The organism is Amycolatopsis sp. NPDC049252 (genome assembly GCF_043197175.1).
Classification (GTDB): domain Bacteria; phylum Actinomycetota; class Actinomycetes; order Mycobacteriales; family Pseudonocardiaceae; genus Amycolatopsis.
The window spans coordinates 94,233-112,325 of record NZ_JBICSQ010000024.1 but is presented as its reverse complement, the minus strand read 5'-3'; the positions used below and the strand labels follow the sequence as shown (position 1 = coordinate 112,325).

Below are 18,093 nucleotides of genomic sequence, written 5' to 3'. Positions count from 1 at the left end.
ATCCGCACCGAACGCCGAGCCGACGTGCATCGAGCCATCCTCAGCCTGGCCTGCTCCATGATCTGCCTACGCAAACTCATTCTGAACTGACCCCTTAGAGTCCCTCAATGCGACATTCACGGCTTTGCGGCGTTCAGGTTCAGGCCCGGCGGGTGGCTCGGCGGAAGAGTTCGTCCGCGCCCCACACCAGGACCGGCATCGGCAGCATCAGCGCGATCACCCAGGCCGGCAGCGCCGCCGTGCCGAACAAGCTTTGCAGTGGTGGCAGGTAGATCAACGCCGCCGCGAAGACCAGCTCGAACGCGATTCCCCCGAGCAGCAACCGGTTCGTCGTCAAGCCGATCTTCCGCAACGAGACCCGCTCGGTGCGGGACGCGAACGCCGTGCCGATCTGGCAGAACACGATCGCCGCGAAGCTTGCCGTTGTCGCCTGGAGGTACGCGTGGTGCAGCGGCGCTCCGGCCGAGACGTCCGCGCCCGGGTGCCAGCCCGCCGCGTACAGCACCGCGAAGTACGCGCCCAGCACCAGGATCCCCGACAGCAGGCCCATGATTCCCCAGGCCCGCAACAGCATCCGGCCGGTGACCACACCTTCCGAGCGCCGCCGCGGGCCGCGGGCCATCAAGCCCGGCTCCGCGGGTTCGCGGCCGAGGGCCAGCGCGGGGAGAGTCTCCGTGCCCAGGTCGATCGCCAGGATCTGCAGCACCGTGAGAGGCAGCGGGATCAACCCGCCGGACACGGCGAACAGCAGGAACGGCAGGACTTCCGGGACCGCGTGCGCGAAGATGTAGAGCACGAACTTGCGGACGTTGTCGAAGACCCGCCGCCCCTCGCGCACGCCGGCGACGATCGTCGCGAAGTTGTCGTCGGTGAGCACCACCGTCGCCGCTTCCTTCGCGACGTCCGTGCCGCCGACGCCCATCGCCACGCCGATGTCGGCCCGGCGCAGGGCCGGCGCGTCGTTGACGCCGTCGCCGGTCATCGCCACGACCTCGCCGCAGTCGCGCAGGGCGTCGGCGATGCGCAGCTTGTCCTCCGGTGCCGCGCGGGCGAACACGATCTCGCCGCCGGCTTTGAGCGCTTCGTCCAGAGAGGACTCGGGCATTGTCGCGAGTTCGTCGCCGCTGATCACGCGGTCCGCGCCGATCCCGACGCGGCGGGCGATCTCCGCCGCGGTCCGGCCGTTGTCGCCGGTCACGACGTGGACGGTGATCCCCGCCGAATGGCAGTTCGCGACCGCGGCGGCGACCTCGGGACGCGGCGGGTCGACGAGCCCCACCAGACCCAGCAGGCACAGCTCCGACTCGGCTTCTTCGCGGCTCCCCGGCACCTCGGGTACGCCGCGGCGGGCGACGGCCAGCACGCGCAGGGCCCGGCCCGCCATCTCGTCGACACGCTCGACGAGCCGCTCCCGCAGCGCGGGCGTCAACGGGACTTCGGCGCCAGAGCCGTCGAAAACCGACGTGCACCGCGGTATCACCTGTTCGGGCGCGCCCTTGGTGGCCACTAACAGGGATCCGCCGACGGAGTCCACAGTGGACATCCGCTTGAGCCGGGGGTCGAACGAGTACAGAGTTCTCCGCGCGGTCTCCCGGGCGGCAGGTTCGAGCGCGGTCCCGTGGCCGGCCGCGTACCCCAGCAGGGCCAGCTCGGTCGGGTCGCCGCTCTCCGAAGCGAGGTCGGCGGTGCTGCACCGGGCGAGCGACGCGGCCAGCACGGCCGCGTCGTCCACCGGAGCGCCCAGCCCGTCCCGGGCCTCTTCGACGTGCATCGTGTTGCGGGTCAGGGTCCCGGTCTTGTCGGTGCAGATCACCGTCGTCGAGCCCAGCGTCTCGACCGCCGACAGCCGTTTGACGAGCGCGCCTTCCTTGGCCATCGACCGCACCCCGGCGGCCAGGGCGAGGGTGATCGTCGGCAGCAGGCCCTCGGGGACGTTCGCCACGAGCAGGCCGATGGCGAACACGAACGCGGCCGACCACGACAGCCCGGCCAGCCAGCCCAGCGGCAGGAACCCGATGCCGACGACGACGGCAACGCCGGCGATCAGCCACGCGACGCGCCGCACCTGCCGTTCCAGCGGGCTTTCCTCCCGGCCCACCCGGGCCGACAACGACGCGATCCGGCCGATCTCGGTGTGCCGGCCGGTGGCGTGCACGACCGCGTGCGCGGCGCCGGCGACGCACACCGTGCCGCTGAACACGAGCACCGGTGACTCCAGCGGCCGGGAAGCGTCGTCGGGGACGTCGGCCATCCGCGTCACCGGCGCCGACTCCCCCGTCAGCATCGAGGCGTCGACGTCGAGGGTGCCCTCCACCAGCCGGGCGTCGGCGGGGACGCGGTCGCCCTCGGCGAGCACCAGCACGTCCCCGGGCACGATCTCGGTCGCGGGCACGTGCCAGACGCTGCCGTCGCGCAGCACCGAGGCGCGGTCGGGCAGGTAGCGGCCGAGCGCTTCGACGGCCTTCTCCGCCTGCTGTTCCTGCACGAACGCCAGCAGGCCGTTGAGCAGGATGACGCCGACGATGGCGATCGCGAGGTTGCTCGTCCCGGCGAACCAGGCGAGCCCGGCCGCGACCCACAGCAGCAGCGCGAGCGGGTGGATCAGCTGCCGCAGGATGGCCAGCGGCCAGGTCGCCCCGCGGTGCGACGGCAGCGCGTTGGGACCGCTCACCTGGAGACGGCGAGTGGCTTCACGGGCGCTCAGGCCGGTGACTCCCGTGCGCAGGTCCCGCAGCAGCAGGGCGACGGGCTCGCGCGCATCGACCTCAGGCGCCTCCTCGGCGACCGGCTTGGACCTCAGGTGCATGGTCATCGTCAGGAGTTCCTTCGCTTCGGGGTGGCAAGGCCGACCAGGAGCACGGCCTGCGGGACGCCGGGCAGCGACGACTCGCCGGCTGCCCGGAGGGGCAGCACCTGGGAGGAGAGGCCGCGAACGGCCGCGGCGAGCCGGGTCGAGTGCAGTGCCGCGCCGGCCAGGAGGTGGTGCCGACGGCTGTCGCCGGGTGTGGTGATCAGCAGCGACGAGTGCCCGGTGACGTCGGCGCCGAGGCGCCTGAGCGTCGCCACCCAGTCCGGGCGGACGATCCGCACGGCCGTGTCCGGCCAGAAGTCCTCCGCGGCCAGCGCGCCCAGGACGGCGAGGCCGACCGGCAGCAAGTCACCGCCGTGACCGAGTTTGCGCAGCGCGTCGTACCGCGCCCATTCCCCGTCGGACGCGGTGCGCGCGCCGCCGACCCGGACGACCGCCGCGATGTCGGGACGGTCCGGGTCGCGGGGAAACGCGACCTCCGGTTCGTGGCACAGCACCCGCACCACGGTCCAGATCGTCGACAGGGCCGCCCCGCACTCGAGGAGGGCGGCCGTCCCCGCCCGCTCGCGCCGCGACGGAGGTTCGGTCAGCAGGATCTCGTCAGGCCGGACCTGCGCGACGCAGCGGTTCGGACCCTGCCGGAGCAGAGCGTCGGCGAGCACGGCCTTCGACGATCGTTCCCAGCGGAACTCGAGGGAGGTCATCGACCGACGTGTCTCGAGGCGGCCTTGCCGGTGGCCAGCAGGCCGTCGACGTCGATCACGGTGACCCGGTTCTCCAGCCCGGCCGGGATCTCGGCCCGCACATCGGGATCGGGCGAGACCAGCGCGATCGGCACGTGGTCGCGGATCGCGCAGACGACCCCGTACTCGCGGGCGGTCAGGTCGGGGCCCTGGCCGCGGACGTCGACGACGAGGTCGGGCTGGGCGAAGGGCTCGTCGAGCGGGCACATGGCCCCCGGCGCGAGGGCCCGGCAAAGCCCGGCGCGACTGTGGCACCGGCTCACCAGGCAACCGGTGTCCCACAGGGGCTGGACAAGGAAATCGGCGTCTCCGAAGGACGCTTCGGTCAGGAGGACGTGCATGGCTCACCTCACGGCCAGTCGGGCGAGCGCTTCTTCGGCGCCGCGCGCGAGTTCGAGGTCTTCCCGGGCGAAGACGATCAGGGCGGGCACCGGCGAGTCCGCCGCGGTGACGATCCGGTCGGCGTGGCTGTAGGGGACGTCGCCGGCGCGCAGGCCGAGCACGCCCAGTCCGTCGATGACCGACCGGATCACCTCCGGTTCGTGCTCGGCGACGCCGCCGGTGAACACGACCGCGTCCAGTCGCGGCAGGTTGGTCGCGGCCGCGCCGATCTCCCGGCCGAGCCGGTGGCGGTAGACGTCGAGGGCGACCTCGGCGTCCCGCTCGCCGTGCTCCGCCGCGGCCCGCACCCGGCGCAGGTCGCCGTTGGTGCCGGTCATCCCGGCGAGCCCGGAGCGGTGGAAGAGCGCGTCGGCCATCTCGGCCGGGCTCATCGGCGCGGTCTGCATCACGTGCAGCAGCAGTCCCGGGTCGATCGAGCCGGACCGGGTCGCCATCATGGCGCCTTCCAGCGGGGTGAAGCCCATGCTGGTGTCGACGCCGTGGCCGTCGCGGATCGCGGTCACCGACACGCCGGCGCCGACGTGCGCGCAGACCAGGTGCAGGTCCTCGGGCGCGCGGCCGAGCAGCTCGGCGGTCCGGCCCAGCGCGTGCCGGCACGACAGGCCGTGGAAACCGTAGCGGCGCAACCGGTTCTGGGCCGTCCACGCCCGCGGCAGGGGGTACCGCGAGGCCGCTTCGGGCATGTCGGCGTGGAACGCGGTGTCGAAGCAGGCCACCACCGGGACCTCGGGGAAGCGCCGGCGCACCTCCCGGGTCACCTCGAGCGACAGGGGCTGGTGGTTGGGTGCGAGGGAGGTCAGGCGTTCGAGGTTCGCGAGGAGCGCGTCGTCGACCAGCGCCGGCACCTTCTGCGCCCCGCCGTGGACGAAGCGGACCGCGACGGCGTCCACGTCGGGCCAGCGGCGGATCACCTGGGCCACCGCGCCGGGGTCGCCCAGGTCCCACGCGGTCCAGCCGACGGCGGTGCCGTCGGCGACCAGCGAGACCTTCATGCTCGACGAACCCGGGTTCAGGGTCAGCACACGCACGGCTTTCCTCCGGTCCTTCAGTCCCGCAAGTGGCGCAGGAACGGGTCGGTGGCGACGGGCCGTGCGAACCGGGCGCGGACGTCGAGCGCCACGCAGCCGTCGGTTCGGACCCGCACCGGGTTGAGGTCCAGCTCGGTCAGCTCGGGCACGAGTTCGGCGAGCCTGCCGACCTTCAGCAGCAGCTGCCGCACGGCCGCCCGGTCGAGCTGGCCCGACCAGAGCGCCTTCGACGCGCGCAGGCCGTCGAGCAGCTGGTCGGCGTCCGCCCCGGTCAGCGGCGCGAGGCGGGCGGCGTGGTCGGCGATCAGGTCGGTGTCGACGCCGCCGAGGCCGAAGACGACCAGCGGCCCGAACACCGGGTCCGAGCGCACGCCGACCAGCACCTCCCGGCCGGGTTCGGCCATCGGCTGGACGGTGACCCCGCGCAGCGCGGAGCCGAAGCGGGACCGGAAGGTGCGGAACGCGTCGAGGATGCGGTCGGCACCGCGCACGTTGAGCAGCACGCCGCCCCCGGCGGACTTGTGCAGCAGCCCCTCGGCGTCGGCCTTCAGCACGACCGGCGTGCCCGGGTCGGCGGCCGCGGCGTCCATCGAATCGCCGGCTTCGACGTAGGTGGTCTCCACCATCGGGATGCCGGCCAGGCGCAGCAGTTCGACGGCGTCAGCCGGTGGCAACCAGCCCTCGCGCCCGGTGGCGAACGCCCGAAGCGCGTCCGGATCTTCCAGTGGGGCAAGGGAATCGTCGGTCTCGGGCCGGTTCAACCACCGCTCGTAGCGGACGAGCCGGGCGAGCACGGCAGCGGCCGCGGCGGGGTCGTCGTAGCACGCGGTCACGCCGGTGCCGGGCACCAGCGGGGCGACGCGGGCGCGCTGCCCGGGGCGTACCGCGAAGACGGTTTTGTACTCGGGCGGGAGCACGTCGGCGAGCGCGGTCCCGGGGTCGCCGACCGCGGTCGGCACGGTCGCCGCGATCACCGCGTCGACGCCGTCGTCGGCGAGCACGGCGCGCAGCGCGTCGGCGAACACCTCGGCGGGGACGGCCGCGGTCGTGTCGACCGGGTTCCGCACGGCGGCTTCGTGCGGCAGCAGTTTCGCGAGGCGCTCTTTGGTGTCGTCGGACAGCTCCGCCATCACCAAGCCTTCGCGTTCGCAGGCGTCCGCGGCCAGCACCCCGGCGCCGCCGGCGTTGCTGACGACAGCCACGCGCGGCCCGCCCGGCAGCAGCTGCCAGGACAGCCCGGCGATGACGTCGACCAGCTCGGCGACCGTGTCGACGGCGATGACCCCGGCCTGCTCGAACAGCGCGTCCCGGGTGACGGCGGGGGTCGCCGCGGCGGCGGTGTGCGAAGCGGCGGCGCGCTGCGCGGTGTCGCCGCTGCCCGACCGGACGGCCAGCACCGGGCGGGTGCGGGCCAGCTGCCGCGCCAGGCGGCTGAACTTGCGCGGGTTGCCGAAGGATTCGAGGTAGAGCACGGCGATCTCGGTCCGGCGGTCGGCGGTCCACCACATCAGCAGGTCGTTGCCGCTGACGTCGTACTTGTCGCCGGTCGAAACCAGGTTCGACATGCCGAGACCCAGGTCGTCGAGCGACTCCGCGAGCGCGATCCCGACACCGCCGGACTGGGTGACCACGCCGATGTTGCCGGGGCGGACGGGCGTGCCCAGGAACGTCAGGTTCAGCGGGGAGGCGGGGTCGGTGGAGACGACGCCGAGGCAGTTCGGGCCGACCAGCCGCATGCCGTAGTCGCTCACCGCCGCGTGCACCCGGGTCCCGGCTTCGGTGCCGGTCAATCCCGAGGAGATGATGACGATCGCCCGGACGCCGCGTTTCCCGCATTCTTCGACCGCGTCCGCGGCGGCCGGGGCGGGCAGGCAGACCACAGCGAGTTCGGGCGTGCGGCTCAGGTCCGCGACGCTCGCCGCGGACGGCACGCCGAGGATCTCGCTCGTGTGAGGGTTCACCACCTCGACCGGGCCCGGGTAGCCGGACGCGACCAGGTTGGCCAGGACCGCGTGCCCGACCGAGCCGGGCCGCCGTCCCGCGCCGATCACGGCGATCGAGGCGGGCTTGAGGATGTGGGCCAGGCTGGCCGCGTCGGCGACGGAGTCACGCTTCAGGACGGCGTCCAGGTAGGCGGCGTCCTCCTCGAGGACCATCACGACGTCGCGCTCGGGGCCGCCGACGCTCGCCTCGAACCGCAGGCCGAGGTCGGCGAAGACGTGGAGCACCTTGGAGTTCTCGGCGAGCACCTCGGCGACGAAGCGCTTCAAGCCGGTTTTCCGGGCGTGGGAGACGAGGTGTTCCATCAGCAGGGTCGCGACGCCTTGAGTACGCAACGAGGCGTCGACGACCAGTGCGACTTCGGCCTCCGCGGTGTCCTTCAGCTGTTCGTAGTTCGCCACGCCGACGAGCTCGCCACACCGGTAACAGCCCACGGCGTAGTGGCCAGGGCCGGTTTCGGCGGTCATGTCCGCGGCGAGTTTGTCCAACATGGACGGACGGGCGCCGAAGAACCGGAAGTAGGTGTCCTGCTGGGTGAGCCGGGTGTGCAGGCTCAGCACCTCGGCGGTGTCGGCCGGGTGCAACGGGCGCACGAGCACCACGTCACCGCCGGCGAGCAGGGCCCGGGAGCCCGCGTCCACGCTCATCGTTTCTCCTCGAACACCTGAGGGTGGGCGCGACCGGCCAAGGGGTCGCGCCCACCGCGGGATGGTCACCTAGTCCTTGGTGACCTGGATCTTCACGTGCTTGTCACGCGGGTGCTCCGAAACCGGCATCGAGATCTCGAGGATGCCGTCGGTGTAGGTCGCCTTGACCTTCGCGGGGTCGGCCCCGGCCGGCAGGCTGACCGTCCGGCTGAAGGTGCCGTAGTAGAACTCGCTGCGGCCCTCCGTGGTCTCCTTCGCCTCCCGCTTGGCGGCGATGGTGAGCAACCCGTTGTGCGTGGTCACGGAGATGTGCTTCTCCGGGTCGAAGCCGGGCAGCTCCGCGCGGACGAGGTACTTTCCGTCCTCCGTGGACTCCTCGATCCGCATGGGGTTGTGCTCGGCGAACGGCCAGGGGTTGTCCAGCCACGCCGCGATGCTCGGCAACGCCAGGCGTGAACCCGGCACCAAGGCAGTCATCGTGTTTCTCCTTCCCGCGGCGACGGGCGCCGCACCACAAGGAGACCGCGGGGAGGGGGCCCGGCGACGCGGCCGGACTACCCGAACCGCGAGGACCTTCGTCACCGAACCCCATCCGGGGACCTAAGCCCCTGTGCTCCGCCCTGGCGCGCTGTCACCGTCGGCGGACCGGGGCGGAACGGAGGAGCCATGGACCAGCCTGCGGAAACCTGGAGTTTCGACGTCGCGGTCGAGCACGGGCCGAACCGGACCCGCGCGCAGCTCGTGCTGCGCACCCCGGAGGGGCAGGAGTTCTCCGGCGTCGGCCTCGCCCACCGGAGCGGACCCGCGCGGATCGCGGGCTACCTCGCGCTGGGCCGCGCCATGTCCGACCTCACGGAGGAGCTGGTCGAGGCGGCGACCGCCGAACTGGAAGCCGAGACCGGTGGTGTGTGGCGCGCCTGAGCCGCTCAGCGCAGCGGTGCGGACCACTCCACCTTCAGACCGCCCTCGGGACCGGGCTCGAGGGCGAACCGGCCGCCCACGGCTTCCGCGCGTTCACGCAGGTTGCCGAGGCCGCTCGGCGAGACGTCGGCGGGGATACCCTTGCCGTCGTCGACCACGACGATCCGCAGTACGTCGTCCTTCACCGCGACCGACACCCACAACGTCGAGGCTTCCGCGTGCCGCACCGCGTTGCTGACCGCCTCGCGCACCACCGCCTCGACGTGCTCGGCCAGCTGGGCGGGCACGGTGTCGATCGGGCCGGACATGCTGATCGTCGGGTGCACCGGCGCGTCGTCGGTGAGCTCGGCGATCGCGTCGTGCAGGCGGTGCCGCAGCCGGGTCTCCCCCGCCGCGCCGCCGTGCAGGTCGAAGATGGCCGTGCGGATCTCCTGCACGATCTCGTGCATCTGCTGGATGCTGTCCCCGAGCCGTTTCTGCAGCTCCGGCGACTTCGTCCGCCGCTGGGTGCTCTGCATGGACAGGCCGACCGCGAACAGCCGCTGGATGACGTGGTCGTGCAGGTCGCGGGCGATCCGGTCGCGATCGCCCAGCACGTCCAGCTCGCGGGCGGCCCGCTGCTGCGCCGCCAGCTGCAGGGCCAGCGCGGCCTGGTCGGCAAAGGACGCGACGACCGACAGCTGGGCCGACTCGAAGGGCGCCGCGCTCGGCTCCCGGACGGTGATGAGCACGCCGGTCGTGCGGTCACCCGCGCGCAGCGGCACCACCAGGGCCGGCCCGAAGCCGAACTCCCGCAGTTCCAGCTCGGGGACGCTGCGCGGCGTCCGGTCCCGGTAGACCGCGCCGGGCACACTTCCCTCGAGGGCGATGTGCAGACCCGACAGCTCGGCCGCCCGGGCCCCGGCGCAGACGGTGACCGTCAGGTCGTCGACGTCGTCGCCCCAGTCCTCGTCGACGTCGAGGCGCCCGGAGTTCGGCAGCGCGAGCATGGTGACGTCGGAGCCGGTCAGCTCGAGCGCGCGGCTCGCGATGATGTTGAGCGCTTCGGCCGGGTCGGTGCCGCCCAGCAGCTCGGTGGTCACCTCACTGGTCGCGGCCAGCCACTGCTGCCGCACCCGCGCCTGCTCGTAGAGGTGTGCGTTCTCGATCGCGATGCCCGCCGCGGCGGCCAGTGCCTGCACGACGACCTCGTCGTCGTCGGTGAACGGTTCCCCGTTCTTCTTTTCGGTGAGGTACAGCCGCCCGAACACCTCGTCGCGCACCCGGACCGGCACCCCGAGGAACGAGTGCATCGGCGGGTGGTCCGCCGGGAACCCGACCGACGCCGGATGGGCCGAGATCTCCTCCAGCCGCAACGGTTTCGCCTCGTCGATGACCACGCCGAGGACGCCGTGCCCCTGGGGCAGGTCGCCGATCAGCCGCCGCGTTTCGTCGTCGATGCCGAGGTAGATGAACTCGGACAGCGAGCCGTCCTCGGCGAGCACGCCCAGCGCGCCGTACTTGGCCTCGCCGAGCTCGATCGCGGCCTGCACGATGCGCCGCAGCGTGGCGTCCAGCTCCAGCCCGGACGCGACGGCCAGCACCGCGTCGAGCAGGCCGTCCATCTTGTCGCGGGTGCCGATCAGCAGCTCGATGCGGTCCTGCAGATCACGCAGGACCTCACGCAACCGCAGGCCGGAGAGCGTCCCCGCCATCCGGCGCGACCCGTACTCCGGCTGCTGTCCCGGTTCGTTCACCGACACCGTGTCCACGACCTCCGCAATGCCGCTGGTGACTTTGTCCCCTTTTCGCAGGCCGCTCCGGCAAGAGACCGTCGGGGAGAAGTTCAGGCACCACAGTGTGCCGCGCGCCGGCACCAAGGGGAAACCATGACACCACCCGTCACCTCGATCGGCCTGCTCGACCCCGATCAGGTGAAGTCCGTGATCGGCGCGGCCGTGCTGGCACCGTCGACGCACAACACCCAGCCGTGGCGGTTCCGCTGCACCCCGGCCGGCCTGGAGCTGCACACCGATCCGGACCGGGCCCTGCCGGTGGCCGACGCCGACCGGCGGGAGCTGCTGCTCTCGTGCGGGGCCGCGCTGTTCAACCTGCGCACGGCGATCCACGCGCTGGGCGCGCACCCGGCCACGACGCTGCTGCCCCGGCGGGACGACCCGACGCTGCTGGCCGTCGTCCGCCCGTTCGCGGCTCGCCAACCCGACCAGCGGCTCGTCCGGCTGGCCGACGCCATCCCGCGCCGCCACACGAACCGCACCCCGTTCGAGTCGGCCGTGATCCCCGAGCCGGTCGTCGCCGGGCTGCGCCACGCGGCCGAGGTCGAGCAGGCCTGGCTGCCGCGGCTCGACGCGCACCAGCTGGACCGGCTGCGGGAGCTGGTGCGCAAGGGACACCAGGCCCAGATCACCGATCCCGCCTTCCTCGCCGAGTGGCGGCACTGGACCGCTCGCAGCCGGGAGAGCCGCGATGGCGTGCCGGAGTACGCGGCGGGCGCGATGCCGTCGGAGGACGGCTGGATCCTGCGCGACTTCGGCTCACGGCGGCGCGGCCAGGTCGACGAATCCGAACCCGTGGTCGTCGTCATCGGCTCGTTCGACGACAAGAAGGCCGACCGGATCCGCGCGGGCCAGGCGATGCAACGCGTCCTGCTCACCGCGACGGCCGCGGGCTTCGACGCGTCGTTCATCTCGCAGCCGGTGGAGGTCCCCACGGTGCGGGCGGAGCTGCGCACCCTGCTCGGCGGTGGGTTGTGGCCGCAGATCGTGCTGCGCCTGGGCCAGGGCACGCCGGTGCCGTGGACACCGCGCCGTTCTCTGGAAGACGTCCTGCTGGAGCCGGATCGGCTGAGCGCTTAGTTCCCCTGCTGGCGCAGCTCGGTGGCGAGGACGGCGGCCTGGGTCCGCCGTTCCATCCCCAGCTTCGTCAGCAGGCGCGAGACGTAGTTCTTGACGGTCTTCTCGGCCAGGAACATCCGCTCCGAGATCTGCCGGTTGGTCAGGCCCTCGCCGATCAGCTCCAGCAGCTTGCGCTCCTGGTCGGACAGGTCCGACAGCGGGCCCTTCTTGGTCTGGCTGTCGCGCAGCTTGGCCATCAGCGCGGCCGCCGCGTGGGCGTCGAGCAGGGACTTGCCCGCGCCGACGTCGCGCACGGCCGAGACCAGGTCCATGCCCTTGATGTCCTTGATGACGAATCCGCTGGCCCCGGCCATCACCGCGTCGAGCATCGCCTGCTCGTCAGTGTAGGAGGTGAGCATCAGGACCTTCAGCTCCGGCAGCTTCGAGCGCAGCTCGCGGGCCAGCTCGATGCCGTTGCCGTCGGGCAGCCGGACGTCGAGCACGGCGACGTCGGGATTGAGCGCGGGGATCCGGGCAAGGGCCTGCGAGACGCTGCCGGCCTGGCCGATCACCGTCAGTTCCTCGTCCTCGTCCAGCAGATCGGCGACACCACGACGGACGACCTCGTGGTCGTCGACGAGAAACACGCGGAGCATTCCGGCCTCCTGGGAACGGTTGACGAGCTCAGCCTACGACCACAGGGCCTCCGACGGCAGGGACCCGTGACCGTCGCGAAAGTGACCAAGGACCCTCTCGCCGCGGGCCTGCCGGCGCGGATGCTGCCGTGGTCAGCAAGAACGGCGAGCAGGAGAACCGGATGAGCACCCTGGACCTGGCGCGGTGGCAGTTCGGGATCACCACCGTGTACCACTTCATCTTCGTCCCGTTGACCATCGGGCTGTCCTTCCTGGTCGCCGGGATGCAGACGGCCTGGGTGCGCACCGGCAACGACAGGTACCGCCGGATGACGAAGTTCTGGGGGAAGCTGTTCCTCATCAACTTCGCCCTGGGCGTGGCGACCGGGATCGTGCAGGAGTTCCAGTTCGGGATGAACTGGTCGGACTACAGCACGTTCGTCGGCGACATCTTCGGCGCGCCGCTGGCCATCGAAGGACTGCTCGCGTTCTTCCTCGAATCGACGTTCCTCGGCCTGTGGATCTTCGGCTGGGACAAGCTCCCGAAGAAGCTCCACCTCGCGACGATCTGGATCGCCGCGACCGGCACCCTGCTCTCGGCGTACTTCATCCTCGCCGCCAACTCCTGGATGCAGCACCCGGTCGGCTCGGCGGTCAACCCCGCCACCGGCCGCGCGGAGCTCAAGGACTTCGGCGCCGTGCTCACCAACTCGACCGCCATCGGCGCCTTCGCCCACACCATCACCGCGTGCTTCCTGACCGGCGGCATGTTCGTCGTCGGGATCAGCGCCTGGCAGCTTCGCAAGAACCGCAACGCCGACGTCTTCCGGCCGTCGATGAAGCTCGCGCTGGTCACCGTCCTGATCGCCAGCCTCGGTGTCATCGTCACCGGTGACCTGCAGGCCCGCCTGATGACCGAGCAGCAGCCGATGAAGATGGCCGCGGCCGAAGCGCTCTACGACACCGTCGCGCCCGCGTCGTTCTCGCTGTTCACGATCGGCTCGCTCGACGGCTCGCAGGAGAAGTTCTCCATCCGCGTCCCCGGCGTGCTCTCGTTCATGGCCACCGGCACCTTCGACGGCCAGGTCGAGGGCATCAACAACCTCCAGGCCGCCGAACAGCAGGCCTACGGCCCCGGCGAGTACCGGCCGGAGGTTCCCGTCACCTACTGGACGTTCCGCCTGATGATCGGCTTCGGCTTCCTCTGCCTGCTGCTGTCGGCGGCCGGCCTGTGGCTGTTCCGCCGCGGCCGCACCCCGCGCGCCAAGTGGTTCTTCCCGGCCGCCACCGCGGCGATCGCCCTGCCTTACCTGGCCAACAGCGTCGGCTGGATCTTCACCGAGATGGGCCGCCAGCCGTGGTCGGTGTTCGGCGTGCTCAAGACCGCCGACTCGGTGTCGCCCACGGTGCCCGCGAGCAGCGTGCTGACCTCGCTGATCGTCTTCACCGTCCTCTACGGCGCACTCGCGGTCGTCGACGGCGTCCTGATGGTCCGCTACGCCAAGGCTGGTCCCCCGCCGCCCGAGGCACCCCGCGACGAAACCGATTCCGACGAGCCGCGGCCCGCGGCCTTCGCCTACTAAGCGCCGGAGACCCGTCATGGCCCTCACCGACATCTGGTTCCTGCTCATCGCGGTCCTCTGGACCGGCTACTTCGTCCTCGAAGGGTTCGACTTCGGCGTCGGCATGCTGCTGCGGATCCTCGGCCGCGACGACACCGACCGCCGCGTGCTGATCAACACGATCGGACCGGTCTGGGACGGCAACGAGGTCTGGCTGCTCGTCGCCGGCGGCGCCACCTTCGCCGCGTTCCCGCTCTGGTACTCGAGCCTGTTCTCCGGGTTCTACCTGGCCCTGCTGCTGGTGCTGGTCGCCCTCATCCTGCGCGGGGTGGCGTTCGAGTTCCGCGGCAAGATCGACAGCCCGCGCTGGCGCAATGTCTGGGACTGGATCATCGTGTTCGCCTCGGCCGGCCCGGCGCTGCTGTGGGGTGTCGCCTTCGGCAACATCGTGCACGGCGTCCCGCTCGACGCGAAGCACCACTTCACGGGCACGTTCTTCACCCTGCTCAACCCGTACGCGCTGCTCGGCGGGCTGGCCACGCTGACGCTGTTCGCCTTCCACGGCGCGGTGTTCCTGACGCTGAAGACGACCGGCGAGATCCGCGGCCGGGCCCAGTCGCTGAGCCGAGCGCTGGGCGGCGCGGCGATCGTGTTCGGCGGCGTCTTCCTCGGTTACACCGCGATCGAGCACGGCGGCTGGTCCTGGCTGACGGCGCTGATCGCCGCGGCGCTGCTGGTCGCGGGCGTGCTGTTCGCCGCCGGTGAGCGCGACGGCCTCGCGTTCGCGAGCACCGCCGGGGCGATCGTCGCCGTCACCGTGACGCTGTTCTGGTCGCTGTACCCGAACGTGCTGCCCTCGACGAGCGACCCGGCGTTCGGACTGACCACGACCAACGCGTCCTCGACGCACTACACGCTGCAGATCATGACCTGGGTCGCCGTCGCGTTCACCCCGATCGTGCTGGCCTACCAGGCCTGGACGTACTGGGTGTTCCGCAAGCGCCTCGGCCGGGACTCGATCCCGGCCGGCGGCGGGCTCCCCGCGGGCCGTCGGTGAGGCCCCTCGACCCGCGGCTGCTCCGCCACGCGAGCGCGGTCCGGCCGTTCGTCCTCGCCTGCGCCGCCCTGGGCGGGCTGACGGCGATGCTGGTGCTCGCCCAGGCGGAGCTGCTGGCGAAGACGATCACGTGGGCCTTCCTCGGCGGCGCCGCGCTGCGGAACCTGCTCGTCCCGGTCGGGATGCTGCTGCTGGTGGTGCTCGCCCGGTCCGGCATCGCCTGGCTGTCGGAGACGACCGCGCACCGCGCCGCCGCCCGGGCGCTCTCCCAGCTGAGGGAGACCGTCATCGGGTCGGCGCTGCGGATCGGGCCTCGGCAGGCGGACCGCTCCCCCGCCGAGGTCGCGTCCTTGGCGACGCACGGCGTCGACCGGCTGGAGGGCTACTTCGCGCGGTACCTGCCGCAGCTGCTGATCGCCTCGGTCGTGCCGCTGGTGGTCGGGGTGCGGATCCTGGTCGCCGACTGGGTGGCCGCGGTGATCGTGGGCCTCACCGTGCCGCTGATCCCGCTCTTCATGATCCTCATCGGGCGCTACACCCAGCGTGACGTCCGGCGGCAGTGGAAGACGCTTTCGTTGCTGGGCAACCACTTCCTCGACCTCGTCGCCGGGCTGGCCGAGCTGACCGCGTTCGGCCGGGCCCGCGCCCAGCTGCGCTCGCTGCGGGAGATCACCGAGAAGTACCGCACGCAGACCTTGAAGACGCTGCGCGTCGCGTTCCTGTCCGCGCTCGCCCTCGAACTGCTGGCGACGCTGTCGGTCGCGGTTGTCGCCGTCTCGATCGGCCTGCGGCTGCTGGCCGGCGACCTAGACCTGCACACCGCGCTCGTCGTCCTGATCCTGGCGCCCGAGGTCTACCTGCCGCTGCGCGCGGTCGGCGCCCGGTTCCACGACAGCGCCGAAGGCCTCGCCGCGGCCGAGGAGATCATCGCACTCGCCGACACGCCCGCCGGCGACACCGGCACCGGCACCGTTCCCGACCTTACCCGGGTGGCCCTGCGCTGCGAGGACGTGACGGTGCAGGGCCGGTCCGGGCCGATCCTCGACGCCTTCAGCCTGCGAATCCCGCCCGGTGAGGTGGTCGGGGTGACCGGCCCGAGCGGCGCGGGCAAGTCGACCCTGCTCGACGTCCTGCTCGGCTGGCGGCGGCCCGGCTCCGGCCGGGTCGTGCTCGGGGACGTCGACCTCGCCGACGTCGGCCGCGCGACCTGGCACCGGCACCTCGCCTGGGTGCCGCAGCAGCCGCACCTGGTCGCCGGGACCGTGGCGGAGAACATCCGGCTGGGGTCCCCAGCCGCGACCGACGACGACGTCCTCGCGGCGGCCGACGTCGCCGCGCTCGACGTCGCCCTGGACACCCCGGTCGGCGAGCTGGGCGCCGGGCTGTCGACCGGGCAGCGCCGACGGGTCGCGCTGGCCCGCGCGGTCCTGCTCGACCGGCCGCTGATCCTGCTCGACGAGCCCACCGAAGGCGTCGACGCCGAGACCGAGGCCGTCATCCTGGACCGGCTGCCCAAGGTCTTCGCCGGACGGACCGCGGTGATCGTCAGCCACCACCCCGCGGTGCTGGCCCGGTGCGACCGGGTCGTCACCCTCGACGGCCCGGCTTCGGCGGTGGCTCCTTCGCTGGACGCGGCCCCGGCGTCGTCCGCGCCGGCCCGCCCGGTCGCCCTCGCACCGGTCGTCGACATGTCCACTGTGGAGGGTTCGCGGTCGAAGTGGCGGCCGCTGCTGGACGCCGTGCGCCCGCACCGGTGGCGCCTCGCCCTCGCCTGCCTGGCCGCGACCGCCGCGCTCGGCTGCGGGGTCGCGCTGACCGCGACGTCGTCGTGGCTGATCGCCACGGCCGCGCTGCACCCGCCGGTGCTGAGCCTGATGGTGGCGATCGTCGCCGTGCGCACGTTCGGCCTGGCCAAGGGCATCCTGCGGTACCTCGAACGGCTGCTGTCCCACGACGTCGCCCTGCGGGCGCTGACCGAACTGCGCGTCCGGGTGTGGGCCCAGCTGGTCCGGATCGGCCCGGCCCGCACCGCCCGGCTGCGCCGCGGCGATCTGCTGAACCGGCTGGTGTCCGATGTGGACAGCCAGCAGGACGTCCTGGTCCGTGGCCTGGTGCCGGGGATCGCGACGTTCGCGGTCCTCGCCGGGACGGCGGTCACCCTCGGCGTGATCCTGCCCGGCGCCGGCTTCGCGGCCGCCATCGGCCTGTTCGCCGCCGGGGTGCTCGCCCCGGTCGTCGCCGCCCTGACGGCCCGCCGGGCCCAGCGCGAAACCGCGCGGCTGCGCACGGATCTGGTCGCGAGCACGGTCGAGCTGCTGCAGGCCTCGGCCGACCTGATCGCGCACGACGCGGCGGGCCGCCGGCACGCCCGCCTGCGCGCGCTGGACGCCGCGCTGACGTCGTCGGCCCGCCGGTCCGCGGTGCGGCGCGGGCTCGGCTCCGGGATCGCGACACTCGGGGTCGGCCTGACTTCCTTGGCCTGCCTCGCCCTCGGCATCATGGCGGTCCGCGCGGGCACGATCCCCGGTCCCGCGCTGGCCGTGCTGGCCCTCCTGCCGCTCGCGACCGCCGAACTGGTGGCCGGCCTGCCGGAGGCGGCCCAGCGGCTGCTCGGCGCCGGGCACGCGGCGGGCCGGCTCGCGGACCTGGACACCCTCCCGGCCCCGCAGACCGAGCCCGCTTCCGCCGAGCCCGTGCCCGCGGTCTCCGAGCTGGCGGCCGAGGGGTTGTCGGTCCGCTGGCCGGCCGCCCGCCGCGACGCCGTGCAGCACGTGGACCTGCGCATCGGCCACGGCCGGCGGCTCACGCTCACCGGCCGGTCCGGAGCGGGCAAGAGCACGGTGATCGCGGCGCTGATGCGCTACCTCGACCCGTCGGCCGGGCGCGTGACGCTCGACGGCGTCGACACCCGGCGCTACCCCGGCGGCGCGGTGCGGGACCGGATCGCGTGGTGCGGCCCGGAAGCCCACCTGTTCGACAGCACCCTGCGGGAAAACCTGCGCCTGGCCCGCCCGGCCGCGTCCGACGACGACCTCCGGTCGGCCCTGGCGCTGGCCCGCTTGGGCTCATGGCTGGACCGGCTGCCGGACGGCTTGGACACGGCGCTGGGCACCCACGGCACGCCGCTGTCCGGCGGCGAGCGCCAGCGCATCGGCGTGGCCAGGGCGCTGCTCTCGGACCGCCCGATCCTGCTGCTGGACGAGCCGACGGCCCACCTGGACGCCCCGACAGCCGCCGCCCTGGCCTCGGACGTCCTGGCCGCGACGGAAGGCCGCTCGACGCTGGTGGCGACGCACCGCCCGGCGGACTTCCCGGCCCTGCCCACCCTCGACCTGACCCCGGCTCGTCCGGCCGACGCGGCTTGACGGTCGTGAGTGCGTAACAGTGTTAGAAAAAAATTAAGCACACAACCCCCGGGGGCGCCCCGCCCTAAAAAACATCTCGGTCAATCGGC

At 72.5% G+C, this 18,093-nt stretch carries 13 protein-coding genes; 5 read left to right on the top strand and 8 right to left on the bottom strand.

Going from position 1 to position 18,093, the window contains the following annotated elements; genetic code table 11:
* Positions 1-139: 139 nt before the first annotated feature.
* The 6 genes from ACGFMK_RS25065 to ACGFMK_RS25040 all read right to left on the bottom strand — a co-directional run bounded on the left by ACGFMK_RS25065 (position 140) and on the right by ACGFMK_RS25040 (position 8,107).
* Positions 140-2,812 carry a cation-translocating P-type ATPase gene (locus ACGFMK_RS25065; RefSeq protein WP_392767663.1) on the bottom strand — a complete coding sequence of 891 codons (2,673 nt, stop codon included), beginning with the start codon at positions 2,810-2,812 and terminating at the stop codon, positions 140-142.
* A 2-nt stretch (positions 2,813-2,814) separates the two neighbouring features.
* On the bottom strand, positions 2,815-3,513 hold the full coding sequence (locus tag ACGFMK_RS25060) for a hypothetical protein (RefSeq protein WP_392767661.1): 699 nt from the start codon (positions 3,511-3,513) through the stop codon (positions 2,815-2,817).
* Positions 3,510-3,893: a hypothetical protein gene (locus ACGFMK_RS25055; RefSeq protein WP_392767658.1), complete on the bottom strand. Its 384-nt coding sequence runs from the start codon at positions 3,891-3,893 to the stop codon at positions 3,510-3,512. The genes ACGFMK_RS25060 and ACGFMK_RS25055 overlap by 4 nt, the downstream gene beginning before the upstream one ends.
* A 3-nt stretch (positions 3,894-3,896) precedes the next feature.
* On the bottom strand, positions 3,897-4,982 hold the full coding sequence (locus ACGFMK_RS25050; RefSeq protein ID WP_392767655.1) for an acetate/propionate family kinase: 1,086 nt from the start codon (positions 4,980-4,982) through the stop codon (positions 3,897-3,899).
* A gap of 17 nt (positions 4,983-4,999) precedes the next feature.
* Positions 5,000-7,630 carry a GNAT family N-acetyltransferase gene (locus tag ACGFMK_RS25045; RefSeq protein WP_392767652.1) on the bottom strand — a complete coding sequence of 877 codons (2,631 nt, stop codon included), beginning with the start codon at positions 7,628-7,630 and terminating at the stop codon, positions 5,000-5,002.
* A gap of 69 nt (positions 7,631-7,699) precedes the next feature.
* Positions 7,700-8,107, bottom strand: coding sequence for an Hsp20/alpha crystallin family protein (locus ACGFMK_RS25040; protein ID WP_392767649.1), 408 nt, complete (start codon positions 8,105-8,107; stop codon positions 7,700-7,702).
* A 189-nt stretch (positions 8,108-8,296) separates the two neighbouring features.
* On the opposite strand from ACGFMK_RS25040, the gene ACGFMK_RS25035 reads away from it, so the two are divergent.
* Positions 8,297-8,551, top strand: coding sequence for a dsRBD fold-containing protein (locus tag ACGFMK_RS25035; protein ID WP_392767646.1), 255 nt, complete (start codon positions 8,297-8,299; stop codon positions 8,549-8,551).
* A 5-nt stretch (positions 8,552-8,556) separates the two neighbouring features.
* Here the strand turns inward: ACGFMK_RS25035 and ACGFMK_RS25030 are convergent, their stop codons facing one another.
* The gene (locus ACGFMK_RS25030) at positions 8,557-10,245 is read right to left on the bottom strand and encodes a GAF domain-containing protein (protein WP_392767675.1); all 1,689 of its coding nucleotides are present in this window, start codon (positions 10,243-10,245) and stop codon (positions 8,557-8,559) included.
* Positions 10,246-10,419: 174 nt separating this feature from the next.
* Between ACGFMK_RS25030 and ACGFMK_RS25025 the strand changes: the two genes are divergently transcribed.
* A complete protein-coding gene (locus ACGFMK_RS25025; protein ID WP_392767644.1) occupies positions 10,420-11,406 on the top strand; it encodes an Acg family FMN-binding oxidoreductase in 987 nt (328 codons plus the stop codon).
* On the opposite strand, the gene ACGFMK_RS25020 is transcribed toward ACGFMK_RS25025, so the two are convergent.
* Positions 11,403-12,041: a response regulator gene (locus tag ACGFMK_RS25020; RefSeq protein ID WP_392767641.1), complete on the bottom strand. Its 639-nt coding sequence runs from the start codon at positions 12,039-12,041 to the stop codon at positions 11,403-11,405. The two genes, ACGFMK_RS25025 and ACGFMK_RS25020, sit on opposite strands and share 4 nt — an antisense overlap.
* 161 nt (positions 12,042-12,202) lie before the next feature.
* Between ACGFMK_RS25020 and ACGFMK_RS25015 the strand changes: the two genes are divergently transcribed.
* Genes ACGFMK_RS25015 through cydD form a run of 3 tightly spaced genes read left to right on the top strand, consistent with a single transcriptional unit; the run spans position 12,203 to position 18,004 of the window.
* Positions 12,203-13,603 (top strand): cytochrome ubiquinol oxidase subunit I, encoded by a 1,401-nt coding sequence (locus ACGFMK_RS25015; RefSeq protein WP_392767672.1) that lies wholly within the window; start codon positions 12,203-12,205, stop codon positions 13,601-13,603.
* Positions 13,604-13,619: 16 nt separating this feature from the next.
* On the top strand, positions 13,620-14,639 hold the full coding sequence (cydB, locus tag ACGFMK_RS25010) for a cytochrome d ubiquinol oxidase subunit II (RefSeq protein WP_392767638.1): 1,020 nt from the start codon (positions 13,620-13,622) through the stop codon (positions 14,637-14,639).
* On the top strand, positions 14,636-18,004 hold the full coding sequence (gene cydD / locus ACGFMK_RS25005) for a thiol reductant ABC exporter subunit CydD (RefSeq protein WP_392767635.1): 3,369 nt from the start codon (positions 14,636-14,638) through the stop codon (positions 18,002-18,004). The genes cydB and cydD overlap by 4 nt, the downstream gene beginning before the upstream one ends.
* The last annotated feature ends 89 nt before the right edge of the window (positions 18,005-18,093 follow it).